Source organism: Providencia sp. wls1914 (genome assembly GCF_009706645.1).
Lineage (GTDB): Bacteria > Pseudomonadota > Gammaproteobacteria > Enterobacterales > Enterobacteriaceae > Providencia > Providencia zhijiangensis.
The window spans coordinates 413,064-433,694 of sequence record NZ_WLUN01000004.1 but is presented as its reverse complement, the minus strand read 5'-3'; the positions used below and the strand labels follow the sequence as shown (position 1 = coordinate 433,694).

At 42.2% G+C, this 20,631-nt stretch carries 18 protein-coding genes and 2 pseudogenes; 6 read left to right on the top strand and 14 right to left on the bottom strand.

Annotation, left to right across the window (positions count from 1 at the left end; all coding sequences use genetic code 11):
* Positions 1-4: 4 nt before the first annotated feature.
* The 11 genes and pseudogenes from acpS to rpoE form a co-directional block, all read right to left on the bottom strand.
* Entirely contained in the window at positions 5-388 is a 384-nt protein-coding gene (acpS, locus tag GKR74_RS04185) for a holo-ACP synthase (protein ID WP_154602651.1), read from the bottom strand.
* Positions 388-1,119 (bottom strand): pyridoxine 5'-phosphate synthase, encoded by a 732-nt coding sequence (gene pdxJ / locus GKR74_RS04180; RefSeq protein ID WP_154602650.1) that lies wholly within the window; start codon positions 1,117-1,119, stop codon positions 388-390. Before pdxJ ends, acpS begins: the two co-directional genes overlap by 1 nt.
* A 304-nt stretch (positions 1,120-1,423) precedes the next feature.
* Complete coding sequence (recO, locus tag GKR74_RS04175; protein WP_181477344.1) at positions 1,424-2,149, bottom strand: DNA repair protein RecO; 726 nt, start codon at positions 2,147-2,149, stop codon at positions 1,424-1,426.
* Positions 2,150-2,160: 11 nt separating this feature from the next.
* A complete protein-coding gene (gene era / locus GKR74_RS04170) occupies positions 2,161-3,069 on the bottom strand; it encodes a GTPase Era (protein ID WP_036949437.1) in 909 nt (302 codons plus the stop codon).
* Positions 3,030-3,746 (bottom strand): annotated as a pseudogene (gene rnc / locus GKR74_RS04165) (ribonuclease III). Before rnc ends, era begins: the two are co-directional and overlap by 40 nt.
* A gap of 282 nt (positions 3,747-4,028) precedes the next feature.
* On the bottom strand, positions 4,029-4,994 hold the full coding sequence (lepB, locus tag GKR74_RS04160) for a signal peptidase I (RefSeq protein WP_154602648.1): 966 nt from the start codon (positions 4,992-4,994) through the stop codon (positions 4,029-4,031).
* A 17-nt stretch (positions 4,995-5,011) separates the two neighbouring features.
* Entirely contained in the window at positions 5,012-6,808 is a 1,797-nt protein-coding gene (gene lepA, locus GKR74_RS04155; protein WP_181478773.1) for a translation elongation factor 4, read from the bottom strand.
* Between the two features lie 267 nt (positions 6,809-7,075).
* Positions 7,076-7,573: pseudogene (gene rseC / locus GKR74_RS04150) on the bottom strand (SoxR-reducing system protein RseC).
* A gap of 3 nt (positions 7,574-7,576) precedes the next feature.
* On the bottom strand, positions 7,577-8,527 hold the full coding sequence (gene rseB, locus GKR74_RS04145) for a sigma-E factor regulatory protein RseB (protein WP_154602645.1): 951 nt from the start codon (positions 8,525-8,527) through the stop codon (positions 7,577-7,579).
* Positions 8,527-9,150 carry an anti-sigma-E factor RseA gene (gene rseA, locus GKR74_RS04140; RefSeq protein ID WP_154602644.1) on the bottom strand — a complete coding sequence of 208 codons (624 nt, stop codon included), beginning with the start codon at positions 9,148-9,150 and terminating at the stop codon, positions 8,527-8,529. The genes rseB and rseA overlap by 1 nt, the downstream gene beginning before the upstream one ends.
* A gap of 57 nt (positions 9,151-9,207) precedes the next feature.
* Complete coding sequence (gene rpoE, locus GKR74_RS04135) at positions 9,208-9,786, bottom strand: RNA polymerase sigma factor RpoE (RefSeq protein ID WP_006661282.1); 579 nt, start codon at positions 9,784-9,786, stop codon at positions 9,208-9,210.
* A 429-nt stretch (positions 9,787-10,215) separates the two neighbouring features.
* On the opposite strand from rpoE, the gene nadB reads away from it, so the two are divergent.
* Entirely contained in the window at positions 10,216-11,817 is a 1,602-nt protein-coding gene (gene nadB / locus GKR74_RS04130; RefSeq protein WP_154602643.1) for an L-aspartate oxidase, read from the top strand.
* Between the two features lie 39 nt (positions 11,818-11,856).
* Here the strand turns inward: nadB and trmN are convergent, their stop codons facing one another.
* Complete coding sequence (trmN, locus tag GKR74_RS04125) at positions 11,857-12,591, bottom strand: tRNA(1)(Val) (adenine(37)-N(6))-methyltransferase TrmN (RefSeq protein ID WP_154602642.1); 735 nt, start codon at positions 12,589-12,591, stop codon at positions 11,857-11,859.
* A 159-nt stretch (positions 12,592-12,750) separates the two neighbouring features.
* Here trmN and GKR74_RS04120 point away from each other — a divergent pair, with 159 nt between their 5' ends.
* From GKR74_RS04120 to srmB, 4 genes are all read left to right on the top strand, one after another.
* Positions 12,751-13,482: an IclR family transcriptional regulator gene (locus tag GKR74_RS04120; RefSeq protein ID WP_154602641.1), complete on the top strand. Its 732-nt coding sequence runs from the start codon at positions 12,751-12,753 to the stop codon at positions 13,480-13,482.
* A gap of 2 nt (positions 13,483-13,484) precedes the next feature.
* The gene (gene hutG / locus GKR74_RS04115; protein ID WP_154602640.1) at positions 13,485-14,402 is read left to right on the top strand and encodes a formimidoylglutamase; all 918 of its coding nucleotides are present in this window, start codon (positions 13,485-13,487) and stop codon (positions 14,400-14,402) included.
* A 375-nt stretch (positions 14,403-14,777) separates the two neighbouring features.
* Positions 14,778-15,983 carry a sodium/glutamate symporter gene (gene gltS / locus GKR74_RS04110; protein ID WP_154602639.1) on the top strand — a complete coding sequence of 402 codons (1,206 nt, stop codon included), beginning with the start codon at positions 14,778-14,780 and terminating at the stop codon, positions 15,981-15,983.
* 181 nt (positions 15,984-16,164) lie between these two features.
* Complete coding sequence (gene srmB / locus GKR74_RS04105; protein ID WP_154602638.1) at positions 16,165-17,505, top strand: ATP-dependent RNA helicase SrmB; 1,341 nt, start codon at positions 16,165-16,167, stop codon at positions 17,503-17,505.
* Positions 17,506-17,557: 52 nt separating this feature from the next.
* On the opposite strand, the gene GKR74_RS04100 is transcribed toward srmB, so the two are convergent.
* Together GKR74_RS04100 and grcA are read right to left on the bottom strand one after the other, a co-directional pair.
* Positions 17,558-19,012: an ankyrin repeat domain-containing protein gene (locus GKR74_RS04100; protein ID WP_154602637.1), complete on the bottom strand. Its 1,455-nt coding sequence runs from the start codon at positions 19,010-19,012 to the stop codon at positions 17,558-17,560.
* Between the two features lie 160 nt (positions 19,013-19,172).
* Complete coding sequence (grcA, locus tag GKR74_RS04095) at positions 19,173-19,556, bottom strand: autonomous glycyl radical cofactor GrcA (protein WP_108478520.1); 384 nt, start codon at positions 19,554-19,556, stop codon at positions 19,173-19,175.
* Between the two features lie 339 nt (positions 19,557-19,895).
* Between grcA and ung the strand changes: the two genes are divergently transcribed.
* Positions 19,896-20,576 carry a uracil-DNA glycosylase gene (ung, locus tag GKR74_RS04090; RefSeq protein WP_154602636.1) on the top strand — a complete coding sequence of 227 codons (681 nt, stop codon included), beginning with the start codon at positions 19,896-19,898 and terminating at the stop codon, positions 20,574-20,576.
* Positions 20,577-20,631 lie beyond the last annotated feature (55 nt).

Genomic DNA, 20,631 nt, shown 5'->3' with positions numbered 1-20,631 from the left:
ATGCCTACAGACTTTCAATAATCACTGTTGCAGCCGCATAGTGCCGCTCATCAGTAATCGAAACATGAAAATGCGTGGCTTTTAAATTATTGGCTAGTTTTAGCGCCTCACCGCTCAGTGAAAGTAACGGTTTACCTAGCTCATCGTTTGTGATTTCAAACTGATTAAAAGCCAAACCATTACGGATCCCCGTACCTAATGCCTTAGCCGCCGCTTCTTTCACTGCAAATCGCTTAGCAAGAAAACGCGCAGGCTTAGCTTGTTGCTGATATTGTGCATATTCATGTTCTGTTAAAATACGCTTCGCTAAGCTATCAGCGGAGCGCTCAATGACAGATTCAATACGCGTAATCTCAACAATATCTGTACCTAAACCTACAATAGCCATTATTTACGCGCTTCTGTGAGTAAGCTTTTCATGTCGGATACAGCTTGAGCTAGACCACTAAACAGAGCTCGGCCAATAATCGCGTGCCCGATATTCAGTTCATAAATTTCAGGCAGTGCTGCGATACGTTGAACATTATGGTAAGTCAATCCATGTCCCGCATTCACTTTAATGCCTTTACCCGCTGCATAGCTTACGCCATCACGAATACGACGAAATTCAAGCTCTTGCTCTTGTTCAGTTTTAGCATCCGCGTATGCGCCTGTGTGAATTTCAATAAATGGTGCCCCACACTCTTGAGCAGCATCAATTTGTTCATGATCCGCATCGATAAATAAAGAGACTAAAATACCTGCTTCGGTCAGTCGTTTTACTGCGGATGCGACTTTTTGTTTTTGCCCTGCAACATCAAGCCCACCTTCAGTAGTCACCTCTTCACGCTTTTCAGGAACTAAGCAGCAATAAGTCGGCTTAATACGACAAGCAATGTCAATCATCTCTTCCGTGACTGCCATTTCAAGGTTCATGCGCGTTTGAATGGTTTGGTTGAGTAGTTCAACGTCTCTATCGGTAATATGGCGGCGATCTTCACGTAAGTGAATAGTGATCCCGTCGGCTCCAGCTTGCTCAGCAACAAATGCCGCTTGAACAGGGTCAGGATATTGTGTTCCTCTTGCATTTCTAACAGTTGCAATGTGGTCAATGTTAACACCCAATAACAGCTCAGCCATGTTTAACTCCCTATGAATAAACAGTCACTTATTTCTTGTCTGCCATATCCTACTGCAATTTATCGTATTGGGGGAAAAAATATCTCGTTCTTCCTCGCGGATTCCAAAGCAATAATAATATTTCATCAATTACATTCATGTTTTGGGAAGCGCCTCGAAGAAAATGGATAGGACGAAAACTTTGTCTAGATTGCCTGTAATTTTGCGGTTACAACAGTCCGCAGCTGGAAAGGTATATAGTTGGAAATGCTCGCAGTAATAACAAATAGAAAAAATAGCGTCATAAAACAAAATCAATTAATTGTTATGACTTCGCCATATTCTGAGAAGGGATAATAAATTGCCTGAAGAGTTCACGGCTTTTAAGGGGTTTACCGCCAAGGTAAGGTTTCAGTGCCATGCGGGTAAACCGTTTAGCGGCTTTTAAGGTGTCCGCATCAGGGAATTCGCGTTCGGCTAACGCTCTTAATTGCTTACCCGTGAATGTGAGTTGGTCAACAATCAGGCTGCCAATAAACCCTTTTTCTTCACGGTAACGGTAGGTCATGGTGTCTGAAACTGGCTCACCACTGCCCGCACAATGTAAAAAATCTACGCCGTAACCGAGATAAGACAGCAAAGCGAGCTCGAACTGGCGTAAAGCAGATTCAGGCGTGCGTTCACTTCCGGCTAAAACTTGCAAGCAATTGAGGTAATCAAAAAATAGAGATGAATACGGTGTGCCAAACTCAATAACCCGAGCGGTAAGTTCATTAAGGTATAAACCGCTATATAAAACAGTGCCACTAAGAGGGAGAGCAAGAGAGACTGGATCAGCATTGATGAGGGTTTTGATTTCACCTTTGCCACTCCAACGGATCAACAAAGGTGTAAAAGGCTGCAAGCAGCCTCTTAATGGTGAGCGGTTGCGTCTCGCACCCTTTGCTAGCAAACGAATTTTTCCTTCCCCTTCCGTGAAAAAGTCAATCAATAGACTCGTTTCACTGTAAGGACGGGAATGGAGCACAAACGCGCGTTGCCAACCACTCACAATGTCACCGATTATTTTAAATCGTCAACATAGCCCAGACTACGCAGTGCTCTTTCGTCATCTGCCCAACCGGATTTAACTTTAACCCAAAGCTCTAAGTGAACTTTAGTTTCAAACAGACGTTCCATATCAATACGAGCTTCGGTACCAATGGTTTTCAGCTTGCTACCTTTATTACCGATAACCATTTTTTTCTGACCTTCACGCTCAACTAAGATCAGTCCGTTGATATGGTAGCCACCCTTATCCATCTCTTTAAACTGTTCAATTTCAACAGTCACTGAGTATGGTAGCTCGTCACCTAAGAAACGCATCAGTTTTTCACGAATAATTTCAGAGGCCATAAAACGCTGAGAGCGGTCTGTAATATAGTCTTCAGGGAAGTGGTGAATAGCTTCGGGGATGTGCTGCTTCACAATCTTCGCGATGGTATCAACGCCAGTGCCTTTTTCTGCACTGATTGGCACCACGTCCAAAAAATTCATTTTTTGGCTGATCATACCGATGTGTGGCAGTAAGCTGGTTTTATCCACCACATTATCAATTTTGTTGATCGCCAAAATGACTGGGCAACGCAAGCTAGATAGCTTGTTCAGCACCATTTCATCATCAGGTGTCCAATGGGTACCTTCAACCACAAAAATAACCAATTCAACATCGCCAATAGAGCTGGATGCAGCGCGGTTCATCAAACGGTTAATTGCTCTTTTTTCTTCAATATGAAGACCTGGGGTATCAACATAGATAATTTGGTAATTATCTTCTGTATGGATCCCCATAATACGGTGGCGAGTTGTCTGCGGCTTTCTCGATGTGATCGAGACTTTTTGCCCCAGTAACTGATTTAACAGTGTTGATTTCCCAACATTTGGTCGTCCAACTATGGCAACAAAACCACAGTGGGATTGTAATTCACTCATTCAATCTCCAAGATTTTCAATGCTTGTTCTGCTGCGGCTTGCTCCGCTTTACGACGACTTGAACCTATGCCGTTAATCGGCTCTTCAATGCCGCTCACTTGGCAATGGATCGTAAATTCTTGATCATGAGCTTCACCTTTCACATGTACCACTAAATAGTTTGGTAGTGGAAGATGACGCCCTTGCAGATATTCTTGTAGCCGCGTTTTCGGGTCTTTTTGTTTATCACCCGGACTAATTTCATCCAATCTTACTTTGTACCATGCCAGAATGATCTGTTCGATAGTTTGAATATTACTATCAAGGAAAATCCCGCCAATTAAGGCTTCAACGGTATCAGCTAAGATCGATTCTCGGCGGAAACCGCCACTTTTTAATTCACCCGGACCTAAACGTAAACATTCACCGAGTTCAAATTCACGGGCAATTTCTGCCAGTGTATTTCCACGCACTAACGTTGCGCGCATACGGCTCATATCACCTTCATCCACTTTAGGGAAACGATGATAGAGATCGTTAGCAATCACAAAACTGAGAATTGAATCACCCAAAAACTCCAGTCTTTCATTATGTTTGCTGCTAGCACTTCTATGAGTTAATGCCTGAATTAATAAATCATTTTGCTGGAATGTATATCCCAGCTTACGCTGTAATTTTTCTAACAAAGAGGGGTTCATGTGCGCCCAACCATTCTACGTTTAATAAAAAAGCACACGCAACAGACCTGTAAAATCAGCTATTTTACAAAACTGTTGCGTTTGCACTGACTTCCTCCGACCATCACCCGTAAGCAATTGATATTCGAAAAATAAATTTTATGAATTATCGGAATTTAACGAGGATAGTTAATAATTAGGAAGTCAATAATGTTTAAAACAACATTATTGTACACTGGGTAAAATAATAATGCTTATGATAATGCGAGTTTTCTCATGAAAACCCGCATTGTCTGAAATGAATTATAGAGGACCAATTCGGCTAAAGCGAATACCTGTAGGCCATTCGTTCTCTTGTTTATCTAAACTTAACCAGATAAACACCGCACGGCCCACTAAATTTTGCTCAGGAACAAAGCCCCACATACGGCTATCAGAGCTGTTGTCTCTATTATCACCCATCATAAAATAGTGTTTCTCAGGTACAATCCACTCATTAAGTGGTAAACCTGGTTGTACATATTTTGATTGAGTAATGTAGTTATTAATCGTCAAAATTTGGTGCGTAACGGTATCTAATGTCTCACTTCGACCATATTGACGCAGTGAGTTATTCGGTACCGCTTGGTCTACTGGGATTTGATAATTACCATATTGATTATCAACCACGGAGCTATTTTCAAATACCATTGTCCATTCACTTGGCTCTAATGGGCCATAAGTAACTGGTAATTTTTCTGTGCATTTATTGTCTGCACAGTTAGGGTAAATAGTCAGCTCTTTCGCTTCGGGGTTATAAATGATTTTATCCCCCGGCAAACCAATAACACGTTTCACGAAGTCTACATTTGGCTCTTTCGGATATTTAAATACCGCGATATCTCCACGATTAGGCTTACCCGTTTCGATTAATGTGGTTTGAGTAATAGGATCTTTCAATCCATAAGAAAACTTCTCAACCAACATAAAATCACCAACTAAGAGTGTTGGCATCATCGAACCTGATGGAATTTGGAACGGCTCATAAATAAACGAACGAACAACCAAAACAATGGCTAACACAGGAAAAATTGAGGTTCCCGTTTCCAGCCACGACGGACGACGAACTGCTTTCGCGAGTTCATCTTCGTTCATTGAGCCGTTTGTTACTTCCCGCAATTTTTTAAGTTTCGCTTTACGTGCTGGCGCAAACTTAAATTTATCTAAGCACCAAATAATCCCTGTCACCAGCGTAGCCAGTGTGAGGATCAGGGCAAATGTGTTAGCCATTAAGACTCCTTGTAAACTTAGCTGTCTTTACCAACGTGCAATATAGCAAGGAACGCTTCTTGTGGGAGTTCAACGTTACCCACTTGCTTCATACGTTTCTTACCGTCCTTTTGCTTCTGTAACAGTTTCTTCTTACGGCTAACGTCACCGCCATAACATTTGGCAAGAACGTTTTTGCGCAGCTGTTTCACTGTAGAACGAGCAATAATGTGGTTACCAATTGCTGCTTGGATAGCAATATCAAACTGTTGACGTGGAATAAGCTCTTTCATTTTTTCCACCAGCTCACGTCCGCGGTACTGCGAGTTGCCACGGTGGGTGATCAGCGCTAATGCGTCGACACGTTCGTTGTTGATTAACACATCCACACGCACCATGTCTGACGTTTGGAAACGTTTGAATGAATAATCTAAAGAAGCATAACCACGAGAGGTTGATTTTAAACGGTCAAAGAAATCCAGCACCACTTCTGACATCGGAATTTCGTAGGTCAAAGAAACCTGGTTTCCGTGATAAACCATGTTGGTTTGTACGCCACGTTTTTCAATACACAGAGTGATAACGTTACCTAAATACTCTTTAGGCATCAGCATATGACACTCAGCGATAGGCTCTCTTAACTCTTCGATGTTATTCAGCGGTGGTAATTTCGACGGACTATCCACATAAACAATCTCGCCATTAGTTTGCTGAACTTCATAAACTACCGTTGGCGCCGTAGTGATTAAGTCGAGATCGTATTCACGCTCTAAACGCTCTTGAATGATTTCCATGTGCAATAAGCCAAGGAAACCACAACGGAAACCGAATCCTAATGCTGTTGACGTTTCTGGTTCATAGAACAAGGAAGCATCATTCAGGCTTAATTTACCCAATGCATCGCGGAAAGCTTCATAGTCATCAGAGCTAACAGGGAACAGACCCGCATAAACTTGAGGTTTCACTTTTTTGAAGCCCGGTAATGCTTTATCTGCTGGGTTACGAGCACCTGTTAAAGTATCCCCAACTGGGGCGCCAGTGATGTCTTTAATCGCGCACACTAACCAGCCTACTTCACCGCAGTTAAGCACATCACGGTCAACTTGTTTTGGTGTGAAAATACCGAGGCGATCCGCGTTATACACGTTGCCCGTACTCATCACTTTAACTTTGTCGCCTTTTCTCAATGTACCATTTTTAATACGGATCAGAGAAACAACACCTAAATAGTTATCGAACCAAGAGTCGATAATCAGCGCTTGTAACGGTGCATCACCATCACCTTCTGGTGGTGGAATTTCTTTCACTAAACGTTCGATAACATCTTGAACACCGATACCGGTTTTCGCAGAACAACGAACTGCATCATGGGCATCAAGACCCACAATGTCTTCAATCTCATCAGCAACACGCTCAGGATCAGCGGCTGGTAAGTCAATCTTGTTAAGGACTGGAACCACTTCCAAGTCCATTTCAATAGCTGTATAGCAGTTCGCTAAGGTTTGAGCTTCAACACCTTGCCCTGCATCCACAACTAATAATGCGCCTTCACACGCAGCCAATGAACGAGAAACTTCATAGGAGAAGTCCACGTGTCCTGGGGTGTCGATAAAGTTCAGTTGGTAAGTTTCGCCATCCGCCGCTTTATAATCGAGCGTTACGCTCTGTGCTTTGATGGTGATACCACGTTCACGTTCCAGATCCATAGAGTCTAAAACCTGAGCCGCCATTTCACGGTCAGTTAAGCCACCACAGATTTGAATAATACGATCTGACAACGTTGATTTTCCGTGGTCGATATGTGCAATGATCGAAAAGTTTCTGATGTTTTTGATTTTCAAGGTAATATCTTCTTTTAAATTGCCTTACAAAATCAGTTTTGAGCAAATTTTGCCACAAAACTAAAATGCTATGATTATCACAAGATTGCTAATTAGCAGCATTTTACATACAAGAACCCACTAACACAAAGATTCAATGTAAAACAACTGTAAACTTGCCAAAGTTGAATGAGTTACTTATTTCATTTTTCTTCGTTTTTCTTCATTTTTGAACGACTAAAAACAAAATCGCCTGTAGTAAAAAGCTTGTGTCGTGAAAGCTTAGCTACAGGCGATAATGTGAGACAATGGCATTCAACAATGTGTTTGAACGCTGATTTCGCCGGGGGGCAGTCCTATTTGTAAAACGATTGGCTGAAAATCGATTTTATTACGCCAACGTGAAGCCATTTCTCGCGCAGTGAAAAAGCCAGCAAACCCACCGAAAATTCCCGCTAATGCGACCCATACCTGCTCAAATTCAGCTAATTGAGCCAATGCGGCAAATAAAAACAATCCAACCAATGGCGTTAAATAGACTAACATCGCAGAACGCAGTAAGCTCCCTTCAGGAATACCCACTTCAATTTTTTGTCCAACAACCAAAGGCTGTTCAACTTCAATTTCCAATTCGTGCTCAGTGTTAGGCCCAATTTTATTTAAAGCATATGAACCACAAGCAGCACGAGCGCTGCAACTTCCACATCCGGCTGAAGAGCCATAACGCAATAATGCTCGCCCTTTCTGCCACCTAATCACCGTTGCCCATTCTTTTACCATGATTTACTCCCGAAACTGAATGCTACTCGCAATTAACTGGGATGTTGATAGCGGTAACTCCCCTATTATCGTAATCACATTTTGCTTTTGAGTCATGGTGTAAATTGTGCGGCGACCATTTTGTAGTGGCTGATCAAGTAAAGGACCTTTCGATGTTTTTGTCACATTAACCGAAAAGGTAAATAGCCCATCGCTGAACATTGCCGTTTCAATGATGTCATCATCGCTTAATTTTCGCGTAGAGCGAGACACTTCCTCAAAGCCTGGAGGCAGCATTCCCACCCGCCATTTAAACGATGGATTTTCGTTTTTCGGCGACACTAATAATGGTGGTAAATTTACATTACTGAGAGATTTCAATGAATCTTGTACATTCTTGCTATCTAAAACAGTCGAAATCACCCTAAACTGTTCCAGTGTTTGATTATTGTTGTCGAGTAAATCAACACGCAGTGGCAATTTAGTTTCTTCATCGATTAATAACACATAATTAAATCGAGAATTGTCTTTTGAAATAATTCGCATGACTAATGCGGGTCTATCACCAATATGCGTACGACCAGCATCGATAAAATTATAATAAGGCTGAATTTTTTGGTAATTCGCAAAAAGTACCGTAGGTAAGTTATCAATGATATGTTCACCATTTAAGCTAAACGCATCGAATCCCGGTTCAAAATAACTAATTCGGTTACCATTTTGCACTATCTCTCGGCGAGATGAATCCATCTGGATCATTTGAGAAATAGGGACTCCATTAATAATCGCGTGGCGATAGCGCACTGGAACGATATTTTGCGGATTGAATGTCATAAACGACATTTCATAGGACAGGTTCTGGGCAGCCGTTCCCATTTCTTTGAAAAGAACATCGGCATCCGTAGATGATGCCGACGCTTGATTAGACATAATCAGGCTGCCCGTCAGGCAGAAGACGGATAACCATTTATTCATTATTGCAGTTTAACCCCTGCTGATGCGGTATTTTTATCACTGTCTTGATGCGGCTGATTCAGCATTGAACGTCTTTCAATTTCATACTGTTGCAGCATGGCGTTAATACGTTGATTTTGTTGCTCGATTTGCTGAGATTGTTGCTCAGTACCAAACAATTGGCTATCTGAAAGATTTAAGCTAACTGGCGCACCACGTCCGACTGGAACGGTATTAAATACAGGATCATCCACAGTAGAATCGACACTATTGCTTTGATTGTATTGTTGAACACCCACAATTACAGCGAGTGATACACATGCAGCCACACCGATTTGCGTAATTTGGCTAGCCCATGGACGAATTTTGTTCCAAAACGGGAAGCCACTCCAGCTTGCTGGCTCTGGTTGTGATTCAACAACTGCTTGAGGATTAATTCGCACCGCTTCATTTTCCAGCGCTGCCGCAACTTTACTTGCAATATCAAAATGAATGACATCGCCTGTATCATTACGCAGAGTATCACGAACAAGATGATAGCTCTCCCAACGTTGCTTTAACGTTGAATCACATGAAATGGTGTTAATAAGTTCTAAATCTAGAGCTTCACCATCCATCATTGCGGAAAGTTTCTCTCTTTGCATGCCCAATTACCTTCAGTTAATTGCTCACAGTTAAATGGTAACTCGCGACCCAACCAATTAATGTTGTTGGATCAACGGCTGAACTTTTTCATCAATTGCTTCCCTCGCTCTAAAGATCCGCGATCGAACTGTACCCACAGGGCAATCCATCACTTCGGCAATCTCTTCATAGCTTAAACCATCAAGTTCACGTAGCGTGATTGCCATTCGAAGATCTTCTGGCAGTGACTCAATGGTACGGAAAACAACTCGCTTTAATTCATCAGACAACATTAAGTTCTCTGGGTTCGAAATTTCTTTTAATGCGCCGGCGGACTCGAAGTTTTCTGCGTCGCTCGCTTCCAGATCTGACGCGGGAGGACGTCTATCTTGCGCGACTAAATAGTTCTTTGCCGTGTTGACAGCAATTCGATAAAGCCAAGTATAAAAAGCACTGTCGCCACGAAACGAACCGATTGCACGATAAGCCTTAATAAACGACTCTTGTGCGACATCAGGCACATCCGCTTGCGGTACATAACGAGAAACGAGACTTGCAACTTTATGCTGGTATTTAATCACCAGTAAATTGAAAGCTTGTTGATCGCCTTTTTGTACTTTCTCAACCAATATTTGGTCTGTCAGCTGCTCGCTCATTCCAGGAACCATCTCCTGAACACAGATTGATAATGACTTAACTTGTTCATCTTCTCCCTTCCTTAAGCAAGCCTAACTTCGAGTAATAAAAACTGATGAAGTTCAATTTATTCCAAAAATAATCGAAAATAATTTCAAAAAATGGGATCAAAGTTTCTTAATCGATCCCATTGCTCCTTGTGAGCACTACCTAATAGTATACACAAAACAGGCATATCTACGGCATGATTACGTGGAATTTATTCATTCACATTGGTACTTATCATGTAGCCAATGGTTTTTTCCAAATAAACGATGATTTTCCAAATAACTAAAGTGTAGCTAAATAAAACGGTTCTTTGGGAACTCAAAATGCGATTAATACATAGTCACAGGCAGCTCGATAGGCTAACATAAAATTCTCTATAGAAACACAGCACACAAACACTTATGAACGCATCCACACAGCATGACACTGATATTTTAATCATTGGAAGTGGTGTCGCAGGATTATCAGCCGCACTCCGGCTCGCGCCCTTTCATCAAGTTACTATTCTCAGCAAAAGCACCCTCAATGAAGGTGCATCTTATTATGCTCAAGGCGGAATAGCCGCCGTTTTCGATGATACAGATAGCATTGAGTCTCATGTAAATGACACGCTTGTAGCTGGTGCAGGGATCTGTGAAAAGAGCGCCGTCGAGTTTATCGCATCAAACGCCAAACATTGTGTTCAGTGGCTCATTGACCAAGGCGTCTTATTTGATACTGAAATCAACGAAACAGGGGAAACTCAGTATCACCTCACCCGAGAAGGCGGGCATAGCCATCGCCGCATTCTGCATCACGCGGATGCCACCGGAAAAGAGGTTGAAACCACCCTGGTTAATCTTGCTTTCGAACACCCTAATATCCAGATCAAAGAACGCTACAACGCGGTTGATCTAATCCTCGAAGACAAAACCCAACAGAACGCGCGCTCCCGCATTGTTGGTGCCTATGTTTGGAATCGCCAAAAAGAGCAAGTCGAAACTATTCGAGCTAAAACCATCGTATTAGCCACGGGTGGCGCTGCGAAAGTTTATCAATACACCACCAACCCCGATATCTCATCTGGTGATGGTATTGCCATGGCATGGCGAGCAGGTTGTCGTGTAGCGAACTTGGAATTTAACCAGTTTCATCCAACCTGTTTATTCCACCCGCAAGCACGTAATTTCTTACTCACTGAAGCTTTACGTGGTGAAGGCGCTTACTTAAAACGCCCTGATGGCAGCCGCTTTATGCCAGATTATGACGAGCGCTGTGAATTAGCACCGCGGGATATTGTTGCCAGAGCTATCGACCATGAAATGAAACGCCTCGGGGCGGACTGCATGTATCTCGACATCAGCCACAAATCCCCAGACTTTACTAAGAACCACTTCCCCACCATTTATGCCAAGTTACTCACCTTAGGTTTAGATTTAACCCAAGAGCCGATCCCGATAGTTCCCGCTGCCCACTATACCTGCGGCGGCGTCGTTGTTGACCCAACCGGCATGACAGATATACCGAATCTGTATGCTATTGGTGAAGTGAGTTACACCGGGTTACATGGTGCCAATCGCATGGCGTCTAACTCATTACTTGAATGCCTAGTTTATGGATGGGCTGCCGCAGAAAATATTATCAAAACGATCGACGAGATCCCTGCGATTTCTGCACTCCCTGAATGGGATGAAAGCCGAGTTCATAATTCTGATGAACAGGTTGTAATTCAGCATAACTGGCATGAATTGCGCCTATTTATGTGGGATTACATGGGGATAGTAAGAACCACAAAACGACTTGAACGCGCTTTGCGTCGTATTCATTTACTTCAACAAGAAATTAATGACTATTATGCTAATTTCCGCATCTCCAACAACTTACTGGAACTGCGCAACTTAGTCCAAGTTGCAGAGTTAATGGTGCGTTGCGCCTTAGAACGTAAAGAGAGTCGCGGTTTACACTATACCTTAGACTACCCTGAGCTTTTACCCGATTCTGGTCCAACCGTTTTAACCCGCTAATATTCACCGCCTATCTGTGCATTAGCAGCAGATAGGCTTTTAATACTTAAGATAAAATGGCCGGATCAACGAAATAAACTCATCCGTATAGCTATCATCTGGTTGTTTCAACGTTAAAGACGAAATAACCGGCTCCGTCATCTTAATCGTCAATCCTAATAGCATCCGATGATATGGCGTATGTGATTTATCCTGAACTTGCACGCGGTAAGCTAAATTCCAACCACTCTCCATTGCCATCGCTTCGACTTTCTCTCCCACTTCATAGGGCAATACCAAACAAAAAATACCGTTTGGTGCCAAACATTGTTTAGCGCTATCTAATAATACTTGGTGAGTAAGTGTTCCGGTATAGCGCGCTTGATCGCGTTTTTCATCTCGACACGCCACCGCAGGTTCAAAATAAGGGGGGTTACTCACGATTAAATCATATTGATGGTTAGGCTGTTCGCTAAACGTAATAATGTCCTGATGGAACACTCGCAGCCGTTCAGACCATGGTGATTCATCAAAATTTTCCTGCGCTTGTAACGCTGCGGCGTCATCAAGTTCAACCGCATCAACCTGCACTTGCTCACTACGCTGAGCCAGCATTAAGGCAATTAATCCGCTCCCACTACCTATGTCCAACGCGTATTTTGTCGCATTAAGAGGCGCCCACGCACCGAGTAATACCCCGTCAGTACCGACCTTCATCGCGCAACGATCATGAGCAACAAAAAATTGCTTGAAGGTAAACCCGCCTTTTCGATAACGCTTTTTTTGTTCGCTCATACTGCCACTCTGGTTTAAATAGGATTTGCGTGAATATTCTCAATTTCAACCCACAAATCTGCAAATTTAATCTAATTTCAATAATATTATTCTCATATATTGAGAATATCATTTGTTAGTGATTTTTTTTACTGCTAAGTTCGAGAAAAAGGAGATGCCATGAACAGTATTAATAGAACACTAGATATCTTATCGTTTGTCACGACTTGCGCGTCTCCAATCACACCGCAAACCATCTCCAAAGAGTTAGATATTCCTCTCTCAACGGTTTATCGGCTTTTAACTATTCTCATAAACTGGGAATTTGTGACTTACTCTAAGCAATATGGCACTTATACCGTTGGTGCGCAGAGTATCAAAACTCAAGAAAAATACTATCACCACAGTTTGCTAATGACCTCGTCAAAATCAGAGTTGCACGCACTGGCCAAAAAGACCCAAGAGACTGCGGCAATTATTACCGCCAACCTACGGGAAACTATCTGTGTCGATAAAATTGATAGTGAACAAGCCGTACGCTGCTCTTTTATTGTTGGGCATGGTAATACCGTGATCCGCGGCGCTAGCGCAAAAACCCTTTTAGCCTACCGTGATGAACAGTATCAAGAATTGGTCTTCGAAACTCACGCCAAGCAGCTACACAACGATAACTATTTACAGAAATTAAAACAGGATCTGATTCAAATCCGGCAACAGGGCTATGGCATTTCTGTTGGTGAAATTGACGCTGGTGTTTTTGGCGCATCGGCACCTGTTTTTAAAGGCAACGATATTTTAGCTGTCGTCTCTGTCATGGCACCCGAATTTCGTGCCGTCAACCGCGTCGATGAGCTGATTAAAGCAACATGCCAAACGGCCCAAAATATAACAAAACTGATTAACTTGGAGTAACTATGACACAACCTTTTCAATGGCAGGGTCGTACTGATGGTGAAACACAGGAACATTTACGCATTCACCAAGTCATCAACCAACGCTCACCTGCAGAGTTTGCCATTATCGGCTTCGCTTCAGACGAAGGTGTTCGCCGCAATAAAGGCCGCCAAGGTGCTAAAGCTGGCCCTGATGCCATTCGTCGTCAACTTGCTGGCTTACCTATCCACCAGCCATTGGCTATCCGTGATGTGGGAACCGTAAGTTGTGACGATGGTGAGCTGGAAGCAGCTCAACGTCGCCTATCTGATGAAATAATCTCAGTGTTAGAACAGCGTCAAAAACCCATTGTTTTAGGCGGTGGGCACGAAGTCGGCTTTGCGAGCTTTCAAGGCGTTTTCGATTTCGTTCAAAAACATCAGCCAGAAAAGACCATTGGGATTATCAATTTTGATGCGCACTTTGATTTACGTGAAGCCCCAGAAGCCACATCCGGTACGCCATTTTTACAATCCTCACAACTGTGTGCAAAACATCAGCGTCCTTTTAACTACCTGTGTTTAGGCATTGCGGATCATGGCAACACCAAGGTGTTATTCGATACAGCGGATCGCTTAGGCTGCCACTATATTCGCGATAAAGCCTTAACCACAAGTTTATTACCACAAGCAATTGAACAGATTAAACAATTTATAAATTCTGTGGATTACCTGTATGTCACTGTGGATTTGGATGTGTTCTCTGCGGGTATCGCACCGGGAGTCAGTGCACCAGCCGCTCGAGGTATTTCTACTGAAACATTTGATGAATTATTTCGTGTCATCAAATCCAGCGGCAAGATTGCGCTGTTTGATATCGCTGAGTGCAACCCTGAATTTGATATTGATAACCACACATCAAAACTAGCCGCTTATTTGGTTTACCAATATTTATTCTAAAAACAACAAACACAATAAAACGACTGATAAACAACTTTACCTTGTCTTTCAAAATATAAATAAAAGCTTAGTCGACTAAGCAACTAGTTAAAAATAAACAGCATTGTGAATTGAAATATAAATGTTTTTCCCTCTGAAAAGTCATTTATACCCTCGAATTTCGAATCACAGCTAGGCGGTGAACGAAGGTATCCCTAGGAGCATACATAAAGTATGTGACTAGGGTAACTGAGAGAAACCAACAACGCTGTGGCTCGAAATAGGCGGCTAGAGAGGATATCCCTAAGAGCATACACAAGTATGTGACTAGGGTAGCCGAACGCGGCCAACAACGCTGTAGCACGAAAGACATGGTATAAATAAAAAGGGAAAGAAATGACATTCCAAATCGACACACTCACCACCCTCTTCCTGACAGTAGTTTGCCTACTAATGGGTGTTCACCTCAAAAAACGCATTGAATGGCTGCAACGTTTTTGTATCCCTTCACCAGTTATTGGTGGATTTTTAGTCAGCTTGCTTATCTGGGGATTAAAGTCTTTCGATTTAGCTGAGATTACGTTCGATACCAGCTTACAGTCATTCTTAATGGTGGCGTTCTTTACAACTGTTGGTATTGATGGCAGCTTCCGCGTATTAAAAAGCGGCGGACGCTTATTGATTACTTACCTGTTAATTTGCTGGACATTGGTTATTTTCCAAGACACCTTTGGTGCCGGTTTGGCGCATTTGCTAGGTATCGACCCAGTTATCGGGATCATGGCTGGCGGTGTTTCCTTAACAGGTGGACACGGTGGTGCGGCTGCCTTTGGTGGTATGGCTGAAGGTCTTGGCGTACAGTCTGCAACCGTAGCAGCGATTGCAGCTGCAACGTTTGGTCTGATTTCAGGAAGCCTATTAGGTGGCCCTATCGCAAGCTACTTAATTAAAAAACACAAAGTCACTATTCAAGCTGAAGATAATGTTGAAAGCATGAAAGTTGAAGAGAAACTGGCAGGTAAAATTGACTCTATAGACGCCCATGCATTCTTAAAAATGTTAGCGCTGATTTTAGGTGTAATGGTCGTCGGTCAATTTGCGTCTGCGCAATTCACTAAAGCCACAGGATTCTCTTTACCAAGCTATGTAGGCGCCATGATTATCGCGATTATTGTGCGCAACATTAACGATCAAGTTGAAATTGTTCGTATTAACCAAAAATCCATCAACTTAATTTCTGATGTTTCACTGGGCTTGTTCTTAACCATGGCGATGATGTCGCTTAAGATTTGGGAGCTGAAAGTTATCGCGCTGCCATTATTCATCATCTTACTGGCGCAAACTATTGCCATCATCCTGTTCGTTGTTTTCGTTGTCTTTAGACTGTTAGGCAAAAACTACGATGCCGCAGTAATGTGTTCAGGCATGATGGGACATGGTTTAGGTGCAACGCCGAACGCAATGGCAAACATGTCATCGGTCTGTGAGCGCTACAAACAAGTTTCTATGAAAGCATTTATGATTGTGCCACTAAGCGGAGCTGTACTTATCGACCTCGTGGGAATTCCTTACCACACTTGGTTAATTAACATGCTCAGCTAATTCCACTTCATCCCTCTTACCAACTATACGACAGAGTTTGGTAAGAGGGAGCATTATCAGTAAGCCGCTTCCTTATATACCCCCCGCCAACAAAAACAGGTAAACTCTGCACAAAGCTGATTTTTGTGGTGAACAATTTTGCTAACCTGTTTATAATCAGCGCCCCAAATAGAGGTATATCATGACTGCATCCACTTTTTCTGAACTTGAGCTTGATGAAAGCCTGATCACTGCGCTGACCAATAAAGGTTACGAGCGCCCGACGGCGATCCAAGAAGCCGCCATCCCTCCTGCAATGGATGGACGCGACGTTTTAGGTTCAGCCCCAACCGGAACAGGTAAAACTGCGGCATTCTTATTGCCAGCCATTCAACATTTACTTGATTTCCCAAGAAAAAAATCAGGTCCGCCTCGCGTTCTGATTTTAACACCAACTCGCGAACTCGCTATGCAAGTCGCTGATCAAGCTAAAGAGTTGTGTGCACATAATCATTTAGACGTTGCCACCATTACAGGCGGCGTTGCGTATATGAACCACGCTGAAGTTTTCAGCGAAAACCAAGATATCGTCGTCGCAACCACTGGGCGTTTGCTGCAATACATTAAAGAAGAAAACTTCGATTGCCGCGCTGTGGAAATTCTGATCCTCGATGAAGCTGACCGTATGCTGGACATGGGCTTTGCGCACGATATCGAAACGATCGCAGGCGAAACCCGCTGGCGTAAGCAAACCATGTTGTTCTCCGCTACCCTTGAAGGTGAAGCGATTCGTGATTTTGCTGAGCGCTTGCTTGAAGATCCTATCGAAATTGAAGCGGATCCTTCGCGCCGTGAACGCAAGAAAATCCAACAATTCTACTATCGCGCTGACACGTTAGAACATAAAACTGCTTTACTGTGCCACCTTATCAAGCAAGAAGATGTCACCAAATCGATTGTCTTCGTGCGTAAGCGTGAACGCGTTCGTGAAGTTGTTCAATGGCTGCGTGAGGCTGGTATTGAACCTTGCTATATCGAAGGCGAAATGGTGCAAGCGAAGCGTAACGAAGCCGTTCGCCGCTTAGTGACTGGGCAAGTGAAAGTCCTCGTTGCGACAGACGTTGCTTCCCGTGGGTTAGATATTGAAAACGTCAGTCATGTTTTTAACTTCGACTTACCACGCACTGCAGATGTCTATTTGCACCGTATCGGCCGTACTGGTCGTGCTGGACGCAAAGGTACTGCTCTTTCTTTAGTTGAAGCACACGATTTCCCTCTACTGGGTAAAATCACTCGCTACATCGAAGATCCGATTAAGATGCGTGTGGTAGATTCATTACGCCCAACAACCAAAGCGCCTTCTGAAGCGATGCTGAATAAGCCAAAACCATCTAAGAAAGTGCTGGCTAAGCGTAAAGAGAAGAAAAAAGAAGAGCAAAGCAAGAAAAAAGAAAAAGTACGCCATCGCGATAAGAAAAATATCGGTAAACGTCGCACTCCAGCTATATCATCTACAACTGCAGATAGCAATAAAACCAAGTAAAACTCAATCGAGTGATACTGACAAAAGCGGGCTTCGGCCCGTTTTTCATTTATTAACTTAAGTTCATTAGCTTATAGACCCTCTCCCTCATAGCCCGGCTTTCATTAGTTAACGATTCTGCTTTTATCATATGATTATCTAAAATATCTCGGCAGTTATAACCCTGATTGTTTTCCATTCGCCAATCTGCACCATTCGATAATAATAATTCAGCGACATCTAAAGAGTGACTATTTAAAGCATCATGCAACGGAGTATTTCCCAAATTATCTCTCACGTTGACTATTAAACCATTACTCAGCAAAATTTCTGATTGAGCCACTCTCCCACTTTGAGCCGCTAAATGTAAAACAGTTTTTTGCTGAGCCAACTGCATTTTTTTAATTCCCTGCCCATATGGTGACTCCAATAATACTTTTATAAATTGGCTATTACCTGTACGAACAGATTGCATAGCGAGTTTATCAATATCACAGTGCTTATTTTTCATTGAAAGTAATGCTTTAAATTCACTGATGTTTTCTTTCTTAATTGAATTTTTACAACTTTCTTGCCAATTAAAACTTTGTTTCTGCTCTACGTTAGGAAATTCACTCAACATAGAATCCGCTGTTTTATCAAATTCACCTGTAATCGCATTCCAATTATTCCATGGTTTATGTTTGCACATCATCCTAATAATCTTAACCATTGAATGTGCAATAAAGCTCCTGGCCATCAAACGGTGTGGTAACCAGTCTTTCCAAGAATTATGTTCGCTGTAAGCCATTTTGATACGGTTTCCCAACGCAGAAGGGATTGGTAACGTGTTTTGAAGTGCATCAAGCCAATCATATTGAACAGTATAAAAGCGTATCAAACCTTCATCTGCTTGTTGCTTAGCAATGTTATAATCCATTCCAATTTTATGTACTGTGTTTTGAGCAAGCCCTGAAGGACTAAATGAAATACAAGGTGATTGACTCGCCAATGCCGCTATTGATGCAAGACCTCCCCCTAGAGAGTGCCCTGTACAGATAATATTGCCTTTCACGGCTCGATATAGAATATTAGTTAACCCCACAGCCTGAAAGAATTGAGGTTCATAATATCCTAGCCCTTGCCGAATATTGGCATAAAAATCGACAATATCATTCGTCCCCGCAAAGCAAATAATATACAGACCATTAAAACAACAAATATTTGATTGAAAACCTGTAAATTCATTATTTAAAAGTTCTGCATCTATGCCTAATTCATTAATTTTTGACGGGCTAAGTTTTTCTACTCCTTGAATATCACGCCAATTACGATGATAGGCACCTTGTGATAGTAACGCTAAAAGATAATCTTTATTCTGTGCATCTCTTCCTAAAAACTCCTCTCTTGTGACATTCTTAGGCCATTTATCTCTAAAACTGCATGATGAATCTAAAAATGTATTTTGTTGATATAAATTTAAACCTTCTTCAACAAAAGAAAGTTCGTCCTTACTTACTGTCTGCTGTATTGCTGTATTGAATGGCATAAATTCTCCCTAACAAATGCTGTATGCTGGAAGAATATTGAAATATAAATAACCAAGGGAGGAAATAATCAACTTTGTTAGAGGTAAATAAAAAAGCCATTGAGAACAATGGCTTTTAGAATTTATTAAGATAAGAGATCTATTGACCCCTTAATGTTTATTACAGGCTTTCAGTGAAAGTACGAGTAATAACGTCACGCTGCTGTTCAGGCGTTAATGAATTAAAACGCACTGCATAACCAGAAACACGGATAGTTAATTGAGGATATTTTTCTGGGTTTTTTACTGCATCTTCTAATGTTTCACGGCTTAATACGTTAACATTTAAGTGCTGACCACCTTCTACACGAACAGTTGGTTTCATTTCGAGAGGAACTTCACGGCTCTCAAAAGCACCCAGCTCATCTTTAGGAACAACCTGGCCTTCGCTATAATCTGCTTTTGCACACACGCAACGAGCTTCATTTGTCTCGCTATCGATTAACCAGAAAGAGTTCAGCAGTGCTGCATTGTCACTTTTAGTAATTTGAATACCAGTAATCATCTCGACCTCCACGTTCGAATCAGATTTTGATCAATCTTTGCTAACTGTTTTTAATCGCTGTTGATTGGATAATTGGTCTAACCAACCTGTTTATCTAATATATACCAGCTAGACCCCCTACATTCTTTGATATTTATCAAATATTTCGTATGGTAATTAACCAAACCAGTGCATCTTCATGATTTAAATCAATATTCACATTTGGATTTTTTAATTATTTTTGTAAATTTTCAAATTAATTTGAAGCTATTTTAGAGAGTTAGCGCAGAACAACACTTTATCTATACGTCATGAACCAGTAAGCTACGAACTATAAAACACATCACTATGGAATCATTCATGTCAAATACGATGACTTGGCACGACGTAATCGGTGCGGAAAAATCACAAACCTATTTCAAAGAGACTCTCGCGTTTGTCGCAAAAGAGAGAGAAAGCGGAAAAGTAATCTACCCGCCGCAAGAAGATGTTTTCAATGCGTTTCGCTATACTGAATTAGCAGACATCAAAGTCGTTATCTTGGGACAAGACCCCTATCATGGGCCGGGACAAGCACACGGATTATCCTTTTCTGTACGTCCGGGTATTAAAGCGCCGCCTTCACTCGTCAATATATATAAAGAGCTTGAGAAAGATATTCCTGGATTTGTCCGCCCGGAACATGGGTACCTGCTTAGCTGGGCGCAACAAGGGGTTTTACTCCTCAATACGGTATTAACTGTAGAACAAGGTAATGCGCACTCACATGCACATCTAGGCTGGGAAACCTTTACTGATAAAGTGATTCAGGCGATTAATGATCATACTGAGAGTGTAATTTTTCTTTTATGGGGCTCTCATGCACAAAAGAAAGGTCGCATTATCGATACTAAACGCCACCATGTACTTAAAGCCCCTCATCCATCCCCACTGTCTGCACATCGAGGCTTTCTAGGATGTGGTCATTTCTCAAAAGCTAATCAATTGCTTGAACAACAAGGTCGCGCACCGATTGATTGGTATCCGGTTATTCCTGAATAAACACATTCTATAGCAATAAAGCTCGCCATAGAAAAATGGGATGCTCTGCATCCCA

Excerpts from the sequence above, each read along its gene's own strand:
- acpS (WP_154602651.1), bottom strand. The coding sequence starts at position 388 with ATGGCTATTGTAGGTTTAGGTACAGATATTGTTGAGATTACGCGTATT.
- pdxJ (WP_154602650.1), bottom strand. The coding sequence starts at position 1,119 with ATGGCTGAGCTGTTATTGGGTGTTAACATTGACCACATTGCAACTGTT.
- era (WP_036949437.1), bottom strand. The coding sequence starts at position 3,069 with ATGAGTGAATTACAATCCCACTGTGGTTTTGTTGCCATAGTTGGACGA.
- lepB (WP_154602648.1), bottom strand. The coding sequence starts at position 4,994 with ATGGCTAACACATTTGCCCTGATCCTCACACTGGCTACGCTGGTGACA.
- rseB (WP_154602645.1), bottom strand. The coding sequence starts at position 8,527 with ATGAATAAATGGTTATCCGTCTTCTGCCTGACGGGCAGCCTGATTATG.
- rseA (WP_154602644.1), bottom strand. The coding sequence starts at position 9,150 with ATGCAAAGAGAGAAACTTTCCGCAATGATGGATGGTGAAGCTCTAGAT.
- rpoE (WP_006661282.1), bottom strand. The coding sequence starts at position 9,786 with ATGAGCGAGCAGCTGACAGACCAAATATTGGTTGAGAAAGTACAAAAA.
- nadB (WP_154602643.1), top strand. The coding sequence starts at position 10,216 with ATGAACGCATCCACACAGCATGACACTGATATTTTAATCATTGGAAGT.
- trmN (WP_154602642.1), bottom strand. The coding sequence starts at position 12,591 with ATGAGCGAACAAAAAAAGCGTTATCGAAAAGGCGGGTTTACCTTCAAG.
- GKR74_RS04120 (WP_154602641.1), top strand. The coding sequence starts at position 12,751 with ATGAACAGTATTAATAGAACACTAGATATCTTATCGTTTGTCACGACT.
- hutG (WP_154602640.1), top strand. The coding sequence starts at position 13,485 with ATGACACAACCTTTTCAATGGCAGGGTCGTACTGATGGTGAAACACAG.
- gltS (WP_154602639.1), top strand. The coding sequence starts at position 14,778 with ATGACATTCCAAATCGACACACTCACCACCCTCTTCCTGACAGTAGTT.
- srmB (WP_154602638.1), top strand. The coding sequence starts at position 16,165 with ATGACTGCATCCACTTTTTCTGAACTTGAGCTTGATGAAAGCCTGATC.
- GKR74_RS04100 (WP_154602637.1), bottom strand. The coding sequence starts at position 19,012 with ATGCCATTCAATACAGCAATACAGCAGACAGTAAGTAAGGACGAACTT.
- grcA (WP_108478520.1), bottom strand. The coding sequence starts at position 19,556 with ATGATTACTGGTATTCAAATTACTAAAAGTGACAATGCAGCACTGCTG.
- ung (WP_154602636.1), top strand. The coding sequence starts at position 19,896 with ATGTCAAATACGATGACTTGGCACGACGTAATCGGTGCGGAAAAATCA.